Consider the following 15,306-nt stretch of genomic DNA (forward strand, 5'->3'; position numbering starts at 1 on the left):
CTCGGGCTCGCCCCCACAGGATTCAGAAGCATCAGCTTCGCGGTTTGAGCACCAGGACCCCCAGTGGCGGCAGGTTCAGGGACACCGAACGATCCTGACCATGCGCAGCGATCTCCTCACTGTCCACCCCGCCGCCGTTGCCGAAGTTGGACCCGGCATACAGCTCGGCATCACTGTTAAGCACCTCATCCCAATGCTCGCCGAATGGCACGCCGATGCGATACCCCTCACGCGGTACGGGGGTGAAGTTGGCGACCACCAGTAACGGCTGCCCCTCCTTGCTCCAGCGCAACCAGGCGTAGACGCTGTTGGTTGAATCATCGCCGATCAACCATTGAAAGCCCTGAGGCTTGCAATCCTGTTCGTACAACGCCGGCTCCGAGCGATACAGCCGATTGAGGTCGGCCACCAGCGTCTGCACGCCCTTGTGCTCGGAATACTCGGTCAGGTACCAGTCGAGCTGGTGATCGTGGTTCCACTCGCGCCACTGCCCGAACTCGCAGCCCATGAACAGCAGCTTTTTGCCCGGATGCGCCCACATGAAGGTCAGGTAGGCACGCAGGTTGGCGAATTTCTGCCAGCGGTCGCCGGGCATCTTGTCGATCAGCGAATGCTTGCCGTGCACCACTTCGTCGTGAGAGATCGGCAGGATGAAGTGCTCTGAATACGCATACATCAGGCCGAAGCTCAGTTCGTTGTGGTGGTGATTGCGGTGGATCGGGTCGTTCTGGATGTAATGCAGGGTGTCGTGCATCCAGCCCATGTTCCACTTGTACGAAAAGCCCAGGCCGCCCGACTGCGTCGACTGGCTGACACCTGGCCATGCAGTGGACTCCTCGGCGATGACCAGCGCGCCAGGTGCCTCGATAGCCACCACGTCATTGAGGTGACGCAGGAAATCGATGGCCTCGAGGTTCTCGCGACCACCGTAGCGGTTGGGCACCCACTCGCCAGCCTTGCGTGAATAATCGCGGTACAGCATCGAGGCCACCGCATCGACGCGCAGGCCGTCGATGTGGAAATGCTTGATCCAGTGCAGCGCCGACGCCAGCATGAAGCCGTGCACCTCGGTGCGCCCCAGGTTGTAGATCAGGGTGTCCCAATCCTGGTGGAAGCCTTCGAGCGGGTTGTCGTATTCATACAGCGCGGTGCCGTCGAAACGCGCCAGGCCGTGGGTATCGGTGGGAAAGTGCGCCGGCACCCAATCGAGAATCACGCCGAAACCGGCCTGGTGGCAGCGGTCGACGAATTCGGCGAATTGCTGCGGCGTGCCGTAACGGGCGGTGGGTGCGAACTGCGCGAGCAATTGATAACCCCACGACCCACCGAACGGATGCTCCATGATCGGCATCAGCTCGATATGGGTGAAGCCCATCTTCTCGATATAGGGAATAAGGCGGTCGGCCAGCTCGTGCCAAGTGTAATTGCGCACTACCTCGCCAGCATCGTCGGTCTCGACCATCCACGAGCCCGCGTGCAGCTCGTAGATCGACAGCGGCGCACTGCTGCTGTGGCGCTGTTCACGGCCCTCGAGCCAGGCCTGGTCACCCCAGGCGTGATCGAGCGGCCTGCCGACCCGCGACCCCGTGGCGGGCGGCAGCTCAGTGGCCAGAGCAACCGGATCGGCCTTGAGCGGCAAGATGCCGTGAGCGCCGAGAATTTCGTATTTATAGCCATCGCCCGGCTGCACGCCAGGAATGAAGATTTCCCACACACCCGAGGGGTAGCGCACGCGCATCGGATGCCGACGGCCATCCCAGCCGTTGAAGTCACCCACCACCGAAACGCGCTTGGCATTCGGCGCCCACACGGCGAAACGCACGCCGTCGACGCCATCGATATTCATCACCTGAGCGCCAAAGACACCGCTCAGATCACGGTGATTACCCTCGGCGAACAGGTACAGGTCCATCTCGCCCAGCAGCTCGCCGAAGCTGTAAGGATCGGCGTTGGTGTATTCGCCACCGGCCCATTGCACCTTGAGCCGATAGGGCTGACGCGAATGCATGTGGCCGGTGAAGAGCCCCGGTACGTCGTAATGCTGTTCAAGCTTGACCAGGGACTCGTCGTGATCCTTGGCCAACACCTCGACCGACAAGGCATTGGGCAGGTAGGCACGAATGTATTGCCCGTCACCGCCATCGCTGTGGGGGCCAAGGATCGAAAACGGATCACGGTGATCGGCGCGGATCAGCGCTTCAATATCGGCCTTGGGCGGTATGGCACCGCGCTGGCTCTGTTGCTGTTGCGCACTCATGACTCTTCTCCCCTTGTACTCAAGAGCCCGAACAGACCATGCAAAGGCACGGCCAGCCAGCCCGGACGATTCTCCGCTTCATAAGCGATTTCATAGGCAGCCTTTTCCAGGCTGAACAATTCCAGTGCCGCACGCTCGCCTTCGGGGTTTTCCCAGGCATGGGCCAAGTCGGCCGTGGCCGCTCGATAGGCCTCGATGAACGCGTGCCGCGATTCATGCAGGTAACGCTTGGCCACGCGCTGGCGGGCCTGCGCGGCTTCTGGCGAGGCATCCACGCTCTGCGCATTGCGCACCGCCATGGCCGCCGCGTAATCAAACGAACGCAGCACACCGCTGACGTCCTTGAACGGGCTGTACTTGCCGCGACGTTCTTCCAATGGCCGTGCCGGTTCGCCTTCGAAGTCGATCAGGTAGGCGTCGCCCTGCACCACCAGCACCTGGCCCAAGTGCAAGTCGCCGTGCACACGCATGATCAAGCCACCGGTAGCCTGCTGGCTGAGTGTATCGACGTGGCTGAGCAGCGATTTGCGCTGGCTCAACAGGTCGGCCACCAGCGTGCGGTTTTCGTCATCCAGGTTGCCTTTATGTTGTTCGAGCAATTGCAGTGCACGTTCGACCTGCGCCTTGATGCTTTTGCTCCATGCCTGAGCGTCCTTCTTTTTGCTCGGGCTGGCACGAAAATCGGCATTGTCGGTAGGCGCGGCCAGCACCTTGTGCATTTCGCCCAGGCGCTTGCCGAGCATGGCGGCGAAATCGGCCAGCTCCACCAGGGCGTTGTAGTGTTGATCCTGCTCGGAGCGGACACTGGCCATCTCGTCGCGCACCGCACGCTCCAGATTGTTCTGAGTCCACTCCCACGCGTCGCCTTGGTTGGCCAAAAAGCCCTGAGCGATCATCAACAGGTGCGGCAGACCCTGGGCATCGACGCGCTGGACGGAGCCCAGCAGCGGCGAAATATTCTGGTAGCCGGCGCTGGTGAGGTAGGCGCCCATTTCCAGCTCGGGGTGGATGCCGCCGCTGACCTTGCGGATCATCTTGAGCACCATCGCGCCGCCGATCACTACCGAGCTATTGGATTGCTCGGCGGACAGGTAGCGAATCTGCGCATCGCTGCCCAAATTGAGCCGGGTCAACTCGGCGGTCGGTTCGAAACGCAGTTCACCCTCACTGCATGGCAGCGTCTGATTGGCCTGCACCGCGGCGAGCACCGAATGAATGAAGGTCTCGAGCGCGAACGCATCGGTGATCAAGCCCACCTGACGGCCGCGGCGTACCCGCGACAGCGCCAGTTGCTGAGGGAGCGCGCTGGCGATCTGATCGTCGCCAAGCAATCCGAACGGGAACTGATAGCGGCTGACCACGCCAGCGCTGGTGACTTCGATCTCGCTGAGCAGCACCGGCGCCTGCGCGGTACCGAAGCGCACGCCGTAGGCGATGTTCACCTTGTCGATAGCGCTGTCCTTGCCGGCGAACCAGCGGCGCTTGGGCAGGTACTGGGTGAGCGCGGTGTTTTCCAGCGATTCGCGCGAGGGCGACTCAAGCAGTTCCTCCATGCGCTTTTTCAGCACCAGAGTGAGAAAGTCCGGCAGGCTTTGGGCCGGTTCAACGTGCCAGCTGGGCATTTGATTCTCCGAGGCCAATAGAAACCAGTAGAACCCGTAAGGGGCCAGAGTGAGCAGGAAATTGAGCTGACCGATCGGCGGGAACGCCGCACCGCCAAGCATCTCCACCGGGACCATGCCGGCATAGGCCGACAGATCCAACTCGGCCGCTTGCGCCGCCCGCGAAACGTTGGCCACACAGAGGATGATCTCGACCTTGCCGTCGGCGTTGGTGTACTCACGCAGATAGGCTAGGATGCGCCGGTTGCTCGGCGACAGCATCTTCAACGTACCGCGGCCAAAGGCCTTCTGCTGCTTGCGCACGGCGAGCATGCGCCGCGTCCAGTTGAGCAGCGAGTGTGGATCGCTGGCCTGGGTTTCGACGTTGACCGACTGGTAGCCGTAGAGCGAATCCATGATCGGCGGCAGCACCAGGCTGGCCGGGTCGGCGCGCGAAAAACCACCGTTGCGGTCGATCGACCACTGCATGGGCGTGCGCACACCGTCGCGGTCGCCCAGGTAGATGTTGTCGCCCATGCCGATTTCGTCGCCGTAATACAGCGTCGGCGTGCCAGGCATCGACAGCAGCAGGCTGTTGAGCAGTTCGACGCGACGCCGGTCACGCTCGAGCAACGGCGCCAGCCGTCGGCGAATACCGAGGTTGATGCGCGCGCGGCTGTCGGCGGCGTAGTAGTTCCACAGGTAATCGCGCTCCTTGTCGGTAACCATTTCCAGGGTCAGCTCGTCATGGTTGCGCAGGAAGATCGCCCACTGGCAATTGGCGGGGATCTCCGGGGTCTGACGCAAGATGTCGGTGATCGGAAACCGGTCTTCCTGGGCCACGGCCATGTACATGCGCGGCATCAACGGGAAGTGGAAGGCCATATGGCATTCGTCGCCATTGGGGCCCTTGGCGTCGCCGAAATACAGCTGGGTGTCCTCGGGCCATTGGTTGGCCTCGGCCAACAGCATGCGATCGGGGTAATTGGCGTCAATTTCGGCGCGGATCTGCTTGAGCACCGCGTGGGTCTCGGGCAGGTTCTCGTTGTTGGTGCCGTCGCGCTCGATCAAGTACGGGATGGCGTCCAGACGCAGGCCATCGATGCCCAGGTCGAGCCAATAACGCATCACGCCGATCACCGCCTTCATCACCTGCGGGTTGTCGAAGTTGAGGTCCGGCTGGTGCGAGTAGAAACGATGCCAGAAGTACTGGCCGGCGACCGGGTCCCAGGTCCAGTTGGATTTTTCGGTGTCGAGGAAGATGATCCGCGTGCCGTCGTATTTGGCATCGCTGTCGGACCACACGTAAAAGTCCCGCGCCTTGGATCCGGCCTTGGCACGGCGCGCACGCTGGAACCAGGGGTGCTGGTCCGAAGTGTGGTTGATGACCAGTTCGGTGATCACGCGCAAGCCACGCTGGTGCGCCTCGGCGATGAAACGCTTGGCGTCGTGCATGGTGCCGTAGTCGGGGTGCACGGCCTTGTATTCGGCGATATCGTAGCCGTCGTCACGCCGTGGCGACGGATAGAACGGCAACAGCCAGATGGTATTGACCCCCAGCTCGGCGATGTAATCGAGCTTGGCGATGAGGCCGGGAAAGTCACCGATGCCGTCGTTGTTGGAGTCGAAAAAAGACTTTACATGCACTTGGTAAATGACCGCGTCCTTGTACCAGAGCGGGTCTTCGATGAACTTGGCTGCCTTAGGTTTTCTGGCCATGCAGCTGATTCCTTGTTGAGGAGCTCTTGTTATGAGGCGGCTGCGTCTTCGTACGCAGCCGCGCCGAGAGGGTTACTGCTCGCGAGCGATACGCCAGATACCAAAGGACTGATAGGCGGGGTCGAGGCGCATGAACTGAGTCTTGCCGTACCAGGTCCAGGTATGGCCGGTCATCAGATCGGTGCCCGAGGTCGCGGCATTGTCGTCCAGGCCCAACTCCCACAGCGGCAGTTCGAAGTTGGCTTCCTGAGCGTTGTAAGGGTCCAAGTTGATCGCCACCAGAATGTAGTTCTGCCGATCGGGCGTACGTTTGGCGAAATACAGGATGTTGTCGTTGTAGCAATTGAAGAACGCCACGCCCAGGTGGGTCTGCAGCGCCGGGTTGAGACGGCGGATGCGGTTGAGCTGGGCGATCTCGGCAATGATATTGCCGGGTGCGGTGTAGTCCCGCGGGCGGATCTCGTACTTCTCCGAGTCGAGGTATTCTTCCTTGCCGGGGATCGGCGCCGATTCGCACAGCTCGAAGCCCGAGTACATGCCCCACAGCCCTGAGCCCATGGTCGCCAGCGCCGCGCGGATCAAGAAGCCCGGGCGCCCTGACTCGTGCAGAAAAAACGGGTTGATGTCCGGCGTGTTGACGAAGAAGTTGGGCCGGTAGCAATGCGACCACGGCGGCTGGTTGAGCTCGCTGAAGTACGCCTGCAATTCAGCCTTGGTGTTGCGCCAGGTGAAGTACGTGTAACTCTGGCTGTAACCGACCTTGCCCAGACGCGCCATCATCGCCGGCTTGGTGAAGGCCTCGGCGAGAAACATGACGTCTGGGTCCTTGCTGCGAATATCCTCGATCAACCATTGCCAGAACGGCAGCGGCTTGGTGTGCGGGTTGTCGACGCGAAAAATCTTCACGCCCTCCTCGACCCAGCTCCACACCACATCGCGCAGCGCCAGCCACAGGCTCGGCACCGCATCGGCGGCATAGAAATCGACGTTGACGATGTCCTGGTATTTTTTCGGCGGGTTCTCGGCATAGCGAATGGTGCCGTCCGGGCGCCACGAGAACCAGCCCGGATGCTCCTTGAGCCAGAGGTGATCCTGGGAGCACTGGATGGCGAAATCGAGGGCGATTTCCAAGCCATGCTCGGCGGCGGCCTTGACCAGATTGCGAAAGTCCTCGCGGCTGCCCAGTTGCGGGTGAATAGCGTCATGGCCGCCATCCGCGCTACCAATCGCATAAGGACTGCCGACATCATCCGGCCCAGCAGTCAGCGAGTTGTTGGGCCCCTTGCGATGCGCGCGGCCGATGGGGTGAATCGGCGGGAAATACAGCACGTCGAAGCCCATGTCGCGGATCATCGGCAAGCGATTGTGCACGTCGTTAAACGTGCCGTGGCGGGCCTTGTCATCGGTGATCGAGCGCGGGAACAGCTCGTACCAACTGGCGAACTCGGCCAGTTGCCGCTCCACTTCCACCGGGTATTCGGGGCTGCGAGTGAGAAACGCGCGGTGATCGGCGCGGGCCATCAGAGCGCTAGTGTCGGCTTGCAACAGCAGCGATACACGCTGGTCTTCGTTGAGCTCATGGAGGCTGTCGTGCAGATTTTGCAGCGCGTGCTTGAGATCGCCCTCGCTACGCTCGGCGGCATGCTGCAAATGCACGCGGCCTTCTTCCAGCTCCAGGCCGATGGCAACGCCCGCAGCGTATTTTTTCTCCAGCTCATAGCGGTAACTGGCGAACTGATCGATCCACGCCTCGACGCAATAGACGTAGCGGCCGATGGCGTCAACGCTGAACTCACCGGCAAAGCTGTCGTTGCCCAGCTCCGTCAGGGCCGAGGTCTGCCATTCTTCGCTATCCACTCGCCGCACGCGCAGGCGTACCGCCAACTTGTCATGGCCATCGGCGTAAACCTTGGTGGTCACCGCCACCTGGCGTCCGACTAGCGTCTTGACGGCGAATACGCCGTCATCGATCACCGGTTGGGTATTCTCGATCACGAGGCGCGGTAGCAGCAGGGCCTGGGACAGGCTCAAGACGTGCTCCGCGTTATCGTGGACTTGGCCTTCGCGGCCGGATTCGAAAGGTTCATCAGACGTCATCGAGCCTAGCTCCTTATTACGCCCCGTGGACGTTGCGGATGATGCTGCTGGAAGAGAGATGCAGTGCGACTGTTTGTCGCCTAAGGTTGGGAGCCGACGCGCCGGGCAAAAGTTCAGACGCAATCAACCGCCGCAGGGCGGGATCGAAAAAAAGAATCAATCCCGGTGGCTGCGGTCCAGATACTTGAATACGTTGTTTTCGACGCCAGCTGTTACACACGAGCGAGGTCAGGACCATGAACATTCCCATTCCCGCCGAAACCCCGGATCCGAATATCGACGATCCCAATCTGCCGCCTACCGCGCCTGAGGGTGATCCTGGCGACAATCCCGATGGTGTGCCCGTTCAGCCGACCGTGCCACCTACCCCGGTCGGCGATCCGCCGAATGAGGAGCCGCCGGCGACGTTGTGAGCATAGATAGGGAATCGGGCCCCGTTTGCTTTTAATCAGGCTGCGGGGCCTTTTTTGCTTTTGCGCGCCTGTGATGCCGCCTGGGTATGTGAGACTGGACGGCGCCTTGGCATGCAGCGATGCGGTGCCTGAATCGCGACCTTTGCCAGCAGCGCGCACTCACCATGAATAAAAAATCTCGGGCCACTGCGCAACGCGCTCAAAGAAGTGTTCGATGATCGCGCAGAATCCCTCCAGCGCCCGTTGACTGGGCCCTTCGCCGCTGTTAAAAATGTACCACCCAGTTAGTTTTTGCGCGAAACGGGAGCCAGTAGGAAAAGCCTTTTTCTGCTAGCTTTACAAGACGCAACAGCAACGGCCAAGGCTTGATAATAAAAACAACGGAGACCAACATGGCTAGCCATGACACTCATTCGCATGACAGTAAGCAGACGAAAAAGGCAACCGCCAGCGGTTGGGTAGGCTCGGCCCTCGAGTACTATGACTTTTTCATCTATGCGCAGGCCGCTGCGCTGATCTTCCCGCAAATCTTTTTCCCCAACTCCGATCCCAAGATTGCCATCGTCGCATCGCTGGCGACCTACGGCGTGGGTTACGTTGCGCGTCCTATCGGTGCCTTCTTCCTGGGGCATTGGGGCGACACCAAAGGCCGCAAGAACGTCCTGCTGCTGTGCATGTTCCTGATGGGGTTCGCCACCATGGCCGTCGGCCTGTTGCCGACCTACAGCCAGGTCGGCGTGTGGGCACCGATTATGCTGGTGGTCCTGCGCCTGATCCAGGGCTTCGCGGTGGCCGGTGAGATATCCGGGGCGAGTTCGATGATCATGGAGCATGCGCCCTTCGGCAGACGCGGCTACTACGCCAGCTACACCCTGCAGGGCGTACAGGCCGGGCAGATCTTCGCCGCAGCGATCTTCCTGCCGCTGGCCTATTTCATGCCTGACGACATGTTCAACACCTGGGGCTGGCGCATTCCGTTCCTGCTCAGCGCTATCGTTCTGGTGGCGGGCTACATCATCCGCCGGACCGTGGAAGAAACCCCAGCGTTCGCCAACGTTGAAGCCAAGCAAGAACTGACCAAGTCGCCGATCGCCGAAGCCTTCCAGAAAAACTGGCAGAACATGGGCCTGGTGACCTGCATGGCGCTGATGAACGTGATCCCGGTGGTCGCGACCATCTTCGGTGCGGCATACGCGGTGCAGCCAGCCTATGGCATCGGCTTCTCGAAGAGCGTGTACCTGTGGATTCCGGTGGTAGGCAACATCGTTGCGGTACTGGTGATTCCGTTCGTGGGCAACTGGTCGGACAAGATCGGCCGTCGCCCGATGATCATCGGCGGGGCGCTGGGTTCGGGGCTGCTGTCGTTTGGTTACTTGTATGCCATCAGCGTGCACAACGTGCCACTGGCCTTCTGCATGTCGCTGCTGATGTGGGGGGTGGTGTACCAGGGCTACAACGCGGTGTTCCCAAGCTTCTACCCGGAGCTGTTCCAGACTCGCTACCGCGTATCGGCCATGGCCATTTCGCAGAACGTCGGCACCATGATCACCGCCCTGCTGCCAGCGCTGTTCGCCGCCGTGGCCCCGCCCGGCTCGGACAACATCCCGATGACCGTGGGCGCCATCGCCTTCGGGATTACCTGCATCGCTGCACTGGCAGCCTTCAGCGCCAAGGAAACCTACCGGATTCCGATGAGCGAGCTGGGCAAGCGTGATGCGGTGCCGGTGCAGAAGAAAGACTATGACGTGCAACGCATGTCGGCTGCGGCCAAGCCTTGAAGCTATAAGCAGCAATAAAAAAACCGGCGCCTGATGAGGGCGCCGGTTTTTTTATGTCTGAAGATATTGTTTCGATCAGCGACCGCCGGCCAGGTCGATGAAGGTCCCGGTCACATAGCTGGACAGCTCGCTGCTGAGCCAGACGATGGCTTCGGCCACTTCGTCCGGACGTCCGCCGCGGCCCATGGGCAGCGCCGACTCCTGCTTGGTCACGCGATTGGCATCGCCGCTCAGGGAATGGAAATCGGTGTGGATATACCCCGGACGCACTGCGTTGACGCGAATACCCTCGCTGGCCAGCTCCTTGGACATGCCGATGGTGAAGGTGTCCAGCGCGCCCTTGGACGCCGCGTAATCGACGTATTCGTTAGGCGCGCCTAGCCTCGCGGCGGCCGACGAAACGTTGACGATGGTGCCACCCGAGCCACCATGCAGGGTCGACATGCGATGGATCGCATGCTTGGCGCAAAGCATCGGGCCAACGATGTTGTTCTTCATCATTTTCAGCAGACGAAACTCTGACATCTCCTCGACCCGCGATTGCTCGGCGATGGTCGCGGCGTTGTTGACCAGCGCGGTCACCGCGCCAAGCTCGGTATCGACGCGGTGGAACAGGCGAATGACCTCGTCTTCGTTACTGGCGTCGGCGCGCACCGCGATGCCATGCACACCACAGGCACGAACCTCGGCCAGCACACGCATCGCCGACTCTTCGTCGGACAAGTAGTTGATGCACACGCGATAGCCCTGTCGGGCCGCCAGCAGCGCGGTTGCAGCGCCGATACCGCGACTGCCGCCAGTAATGACAATGACCTTGGCCATGGACCTTTCGTCTCTCCAGAAATGTTTGATTGCCCACCATCGCATCAAGCAATGGCGGGCTGGCCGAATGATATCAAGCTATGACAGCTTTGGCCTTCTGAATATCGGCCATGAAGGCTTGGGCAGGTAATGGATGCCCCAACAGGAAGCCCTGCAACGCATCACAGCCAAGGCGCGTGAGGAAATCCTGCTGTTGGTCGGTTTCCACCCCTTCGGCGACAATCCGCAGCCCGAGCGCCTGGCCCAGGGCGACGATGGCCGAAACGATCGCGGCATCGTCGCTGTCCTGCTGCAGATCGCGGACAAAACCGCGATCGATCTTCAGCTCGTTGGCGGGCAAGCGCTTGAGGTACATCAGGCTGGAGTAGCCAGTACCAAAATCGTCGATGGACAGGTCCACGCCCATGGTCGACAACTGTTGCAGCACGCCCATGCTCGCATCGGCATCGCTCATGGCAGTGGTTTCGGTGATCTCCAGGGTCAGGTTGCTGGCCGGCAACCGATGCCGCGCCAGCGCCTGGGCCACGCTGGCGACCAGGCCGGCATGGCAGAACTGCAACGCCGATAGGTTGACCGCCATGCGCCAGTCGGTGAATCCCTGCTCCAGCCACAGCGCCATCTGCCGGCATGCTTCGTTGAGCACCCACTCGCCGATGGGGATGATCAGCCCGGTCTTTTCTGCCAACTCGATGAAATTGGCCGGCAACAGCAGGCCCTGCTGCGGGTGTTCCCAGCGCAGCAACGCCTCGGCGCCCACTGGCGCACCGCTGGCAGCATCGAACTTGGGCTGGTAGTAAAGCCGTAACTGGTTGAGTTCGATGGCCAGTCGCAGCTCCTGCAGCAACTGCAACTGCTTGCGCGCATCGGTGTTCATGGAGGCGTCGAAAAAACAGTAGCCGTTCTTGCCGACGCTCTTGGCGTGGTACATGGCCGCATCGGCATTCATCAGCAGCTGATGCTGATCGTCACCGCCGCCAGGGTACAGGGTGATACCGATGCTGGCAGAAATCTGCACGTCGTGATCGTTGACGTTGAACATCTGCGCCAACCGGTTGACCTGCTCGGCCGCCACGGCCATCGCATCGCTGGGCTCGCGCAGCGCCACCAGCAGCACGAACTCGTCACCACCGATACGCGCCAGGGTGTCGTGGCCGTGCAGGCCGACCCGCAAGCGTTGCGCCACCGCGCGCAGCAACTCGTCGCCAACATGATGGCCAAACGCATCGTTGACCGGCTTGAAGCCATCGAGGTCGATGAACATCAGCGCAAAGCAGCCATGGCCATCCAGTACGTTCTGGATCGCTTGACTGATGCGATCGGACAGCAGCATGCGATTCGGCAAGCCGGTGAGGTTGTCGTGCAAGGCCAGTTGGGTGAGTTCCTGATTGGCCTGTTGCAACGACAGCGCCAGCTGTGCGGTGCGCGACTCCAGGCGAGCATCCAGCACCGAGGTGACCAAGGCGATGCTCAGCACCGCCAGGGTGGTAATCAAGACCAGATACGCCAGGCTGTCGCCGGTCAGACCGCCTGGCAGCGCACCGCAGTGGCTGCCCACCGGAAACCGCGCCGCCGCCATGCCGGTGTAATGCATGCCGACGATCGCTACGCCCATGATCACCGCCGCGCCACTGCGGATCAGCCGCACGTAGGGCGTGTGCCGGCGCAGGCGAAAGGCGATCATCAAGGCCGCCGCCGCCGCGCCGACGGCAATCAGCAGGGAGGCACCGAACAGGTAAGGGTCATAGTCGATGCCCGGGGCCATGCGCAAGGCGGCCATGCCGGTGTAATGCATGGCGGCGATGCCCGCGCCCATGACCAGTGCGCCCATGGCAACGCCGCTCATGGTCAGTTGTGCACGACTGACCAGCCAGAGTGCAAAGCCCGATGACGCCAAGGCAATGAGCAGGGAGAGCGCGGTAAGCGTCAGGTCGTAGCCCAGCGCCAGGGGCAGTTCGAAGGCGAGCATGCCGATGAAGTGCATCGACCAGACGCCAATGCCCATCGCCAGAGTGCCGCCGACCATCCAGCCCAGCACCGCACGACCACGCGCGGTGGCGATACGCCCGACCATGTCCAGCGCGGTATAGGAAGCCAGAATGGCCACGCAAAGGGAAATGGCCACCAGCGAAGGCGAAAAACTTCCTGTGAGAAAACTACCAATGAGCATGAGCACTCTCGAAACCGGACACAAAGGTTCCAGAGACGCGCGCCTGGGAAGATGCCCTGACGCTGCAGGCCCGTTCGCTCATTTACAAAAGGCAGGCGGGCGACAGAAAGCGCGGCTTGCAAAAGACGCCGTACAGATCTGCTTATCGCTGGAGAGCAGCAGTCTAGCGCGTTGCAGCCTGAACCGTTAATGGCCTTTTCAGATCATGGCCGTTATCGCGTACGACTTTTGTATAACCCCTTGTCAAAAACCGAACAGGGCCACCGCACCGTCGCGCAGAATGGCCTGGCGCTGGCGCGGCCAAGGCACCAACTGCGCCAGCAATTCGAACTGCGAGGCATAACTGACCTGATCCTCGAACTGGGTATGCGGCCAGTCGCTGCCCCACATCAAACGCTCGGTGCCGAAGTGCTCGATCAACAGCGGTATGGCCGCTTGGGCGAATGCCAGGTTCTCGCTGTCGGTGCCGCCCAAGCGGTAGACCCCGGAGATCTTCACCCACACATCCCCGCCACCCAGCGCCAGCAGGGCTTTGAAGGTCGGATGGGCCACACCGAAGGCCGCGTGCGGACGGCCAAAATGGTCGACGACTATCTTCAGGCCGTAAGGCTTGAGCGCGGCCACCAGGGCCGGGATGTCTTCGATCTGCCGATGCAGCTCCACGTGCCAACCCAGCGCCGCCACTTGCTCGAGCAGCGGCCGCCATTCCTCGCTGCCTAGATCAGGCAGGCTTTTGCCCATCAGGTTCAGGCGAATCCCCACCACCCCCAGGCGCGCCATGCGCTGCAACTGCGCCTGGCTGACATCCGCATCAACCACTGCCACTCCGCGCAAGCGCTCGGGCGCCAGCATCAGCGCCTCGAGCAGATAGGAATTGTCGCTGCCCAGAAAGCTAGGCTGCACCAGCACCCCGTGGCTCACGCCCTGGGCGTCGAGCACGGCGCGCCAGTCCTGCAGGGTAGCGTCGTATTGCGGGGTGTAGCGACGCTCGCCGGCAAAGGCCAGGGCCTGGGTGAAGACATGAGCGTGGGCGTCGACGCCGCGGATAGGCAAGGTAGTGTCCATGGATCTCATCTGGGTAATGGGGCGGCGCTTTTCGTACGCCGCAGGTTCATTCATTCAAGCCCGGCTAGGGGTCGACGCAGCGATCGGGTCGGCTGTGGCCGGCATCTCGGTATCAAGGTTGCGACCGCGGGTTTCCGGCAACGCCAGGGCCGCGATCACCGCGACGCCATAGGCGATGCCGGCGTCGATGCCGATGGCCGAGCCCAGCGACATGTGCTCGCTCATGTGGCCGACCATGAACGGGAACACCGCCGAAAGCACGCGGCCGAAGTTGTAGCAAAAGCCCACGCCCGCACCGCGTACGTCGGCTGGGTACAGTTCGTTGAACAACGAACCCAGGCTGGCCGGAATACCGGCAGCGAAGAAACCCAGCGGGAAGCCCAGAAACAGCATTGCCGTGTTGCTCAGATCCATGAACACGTAAGCCTGCACCGTGGCCACGCAGCAGAACGCGAAGAGGATGATGTTCTTGCGCCGACCGATCTTGTCGACCATGAAGCCACTGGCCACGCAACCGCAGAAGAACGCGACGATGATCACGGCCAGGTAGCCGCCGGAGTTGAGTACCGACAGGTGTTTCTCGGTTTTGAGGAAGGTCGGCAACCAGGTCATCACCGCGTGGTAACCGCCGTGGGCGCCCAGGCCCAGCAGGCCGCCGAGCAGGGTCACCCGCAGCAACTCGGGGCGGAAGATACCGGCCAGCGACGCGAAGAAGGTTTGCGGTCCGGTCTGCGCCTTTTGCTTGCGGGCAAAGCTCTCGGGCTCCGGCACCTGGCGGCGCACGTAGATGATCACCAGCGCCGGCAGCAGCCCGACCACGAACATCACGCGCCAGGCCATGGCCTCGGGCACGAAGGTATAGATGAGCGTGAACAACCCGACAGCGGCTCCCCAGCCCACTGCCCAGGCGCTTTGCACCGTGCCCATGACCTTGCCGCGGTATTTGGGCTGAATGGCTTCGGCCATCAGCACCGCACCGGCTGCCCATTCACCGCCGATACCAAAGCCTTGCAGGGCTTTGACCACCAGCAATTGCTCGTAGCCACTGACAAACGCCGACAGAAAGGTGAACAGTGAGAACCACAGAATCATCCATTGCAGGGTACGGACCCGGCCGTAGCGGTCCGATAAGGTACCGCCGACCCAGCCGCCCAAGGCCGAAGTGATCAAGGTCACGCTGCTGATGGCGCCCGCCTCGCCCTTGCTCAGCGCAAAGGCCGCGATCAAGGCCGGGATGGCGAGGCCGAACATCTGTACTTCCAGGGCATCGAGCGCCCAACCGCCGAAGCAGGCCCAGAAGGTTTTGCGCTCACGCGAGGTGACGTCTCGATACCACTTGAACATGATGTTTGTTGTCCTTATCGATGTTGTATTGGCGACTGCTGTC

At 61.6% G+C, this 15,306-nt stretch carries 9 protein-coding genes; 2 read left to right on the top strand and 7 right to left on the bottom strand.

Annotation, left to right across the window (positions count from 1 at the left end; genetic code table 11):
• Positions 1-31 precede the first annotated feature (31 nt).
• From glgB to LIX93_RS28220, 3 genes are all read right to left on the bottom strand, one after another.
• Positions 32-2,257, bottom strand: a complete 2,226-nt coding sequence (glgB, locus tag LIX93_RS28210) for a 1,4-alpha-glucan branching protein GlgB (protein ID WP_226507311.1) — start codon at positions 2,255-2,257, stop codon at positions 32-34.
• Positions 2,254-5,577 carry a maltose alpha-D-glucosyltransferase gene (treS, locus tag LIX93_RS28215; RefSeq protein WP_226507312.1) on the bottom strand — a complete coding sequence of 1,108 codons (3,324 nt, stop codon included), beginning with the start codon at positions 5,575-5,577 and terminating at the stop codon, positions 2,254-2,256. Before treS ends, glgB begins: the two co-directional genes overlap by 4 nt.
• Positions 5,578-5,649: 72 nt before the next feature.
• Positions 5,650-7,674, bottom strand: coding sequence for an alpha-1,4-glucan--maltose-1-phosphate maltosyltransferase (locus tag LIX93_RS28220; RefSeq protein ID WP_226507313.1), 2,025 nt, complete (start codon positions 7,672-7,674; stop codon positions 5,650-5,652).
• A gap of 236 nt (positions 7,675-7,910) precedes the next feature.
• Between LIX93_RS28220 and LIX93_RS28225 the strand changes: the two genes are divergently transcribed.
• Both LIX93_RS28225 and LIX93_RS28230 read left to right on the top strand, forming a co-directional pair.
• Positions 7,911-8,087 (top strand): hypothetical protein, encoded by a 177-nt coding sequence (locus tag LIX93_RS28225; RefSeq protein ID WP_226507314.1) that lies wholly within the window; start codon positions 7,911-7,913, stop codon positions 8,085-8,087.
• 392 nt (positions 8,088-8,479) lie between these two features.
• Positions 8,480-9,865, top strand: a complete 1,386-nt coding sequence (locus LIX93_RS28230; RefSeq protein WP_226507315.1) for an MFS transporter — start codon at positions 8,480-8,482, stop codon at positions 9,863-9,865.
• A gap of 75 nt (positions 9,866-9,940) precedes the next feature.
• Here LIX93_RS28230 and LIX93_RS28235 read toward each other — a convergent pair whose 3' ends face one another.
• The 4 genes from LIX93_RS28235 to LIX93_RS28250 all read right to left on the bottom strand — a co-directional run bounded on the left by LIX93_RS28235 (position 9,941) and on the right by LIX93_RS28250 (position 15,263).
• Positions 9,941-10,687, bottom strand: a complete 747-nt coding sequence (locus tag LIX93_RS28235; RefSeq protein ID WP_226507316.1) for an SDR family oxidoreductase — start codon at positions 10,685-10,687, stop codon at positions 9,941-9,943.
• Positions 10,688-10,760: 73 nt separating this feature from the next.
• Positions 10,761-12,854 (bottom strand): EAL domain-containing protein, encoded by a 2,094-nt coding sequence (locus LIX93_RS28240; RefSeq protein WP_226507317.1) that lies wholly within the window; start codon positions 12,852-12,854, stop codon positions 10,761-10,763.
• A gap of 243 nt (positions 12,855-13,097) precedes the next feature.
• Positions 13,098-13,928, bottom strand: coding sequence for an amidohydrolase family protein (locus LIX93_RS28245; RefSeq protein ID WP_226507350.1), 831 nt, complete (start codon positions 13,926-13,928; stop codon positions 13,098-13,100).
• A gap of 45 nt (positions 13,929-13,973) precedes the next feature.
• Positions 13,974-15,263, bottom strand: a complete 1,290-nt coding sequence (locus tag LIX93_RS28250; protein ID WP_346015252.1) for an MFS transporter — start codon at positions 15,261-15,263, stop codon at positions 13,974-13,976.
• Positions 15,264-15,306 lie beyond the last annotated feature (43 nt).

It is taken from the genome of Pseudomonas sp. MWU16-30317 (genome assembly GCF_020515695.1).
In the GTDB taxonomy this organism is placed as follows: Bacteria; Pseudomonadota; Gammaproteobacteria; order Pseudomonadales; family Pseudomonadaceae; genus Aquipseudomonas.

Bases quoted from the DNA above. Each gene is read 5' to 3' on its own strand.
- treS (WP_226507312.1), bottom strand. From the start codon at position 5,577: ATGGCCAGAAAACCTAAGGCAGCCAAGTTCATCGAAGACCCGCTCTGG.
- LIX93_RS28220 (WP_226507313.1), bottom strand. From the start codon at position 7,674: ATGACGTCTGATGAACCTTTCGAATCCGGCCGCGAAGGCCAAGTCCAC.
- LIX93_RS28225 (WP_226507314.1), top strand. From the start codon at position 7,911: ATGAACATTCCCATTCCCGCCGAAACCCCGGATCCGAATATCGACGAT.
- LIX93_RS28245 (WP_226507350.1), bottom strand. From the start codon at position 13,928: ATGAGATCCATGGACACTACCTTGCCTATCCGCGGCGTCGACGCCCAC.
- LIX93_RS28235 (WP_226507316.1), bottom strand. From the start codon at position 10,687: ATGGCCAAGGTCATTGTCATTACTGGCGGCAGTCGCGGTATCGGCGCT.
- LIX93_RS28250 (WP_346015252.1), bottom strand. From the start codon at position 15,263: ATGTTCAAGTGGTATCGAGACGTCACCTCGCGTGAGCGCAAAACCTTC.
- glgB (WP_226507311.1), bottom strand. From the start codon at position 2,257: ATGAGTGCGCAACAGCAACAGAGCCAGCGCGGTGCCATACCGCCCAAG.
- LIX93_RS28240 (WP_226507317.1), bottom strand. From the start codon at position 12,854: ATGCTCATTGGTAGTTTTCTCACAGGAAGTTTTTCGCCTTCGCTGGTG.
- LIX93_RS28230 (WP_226507315.1), top strand. From the start codon at position 8,480: ATGGCTAGCCATGACACTCATTCGCATGACAGTAAGCAGACGAAAAAG.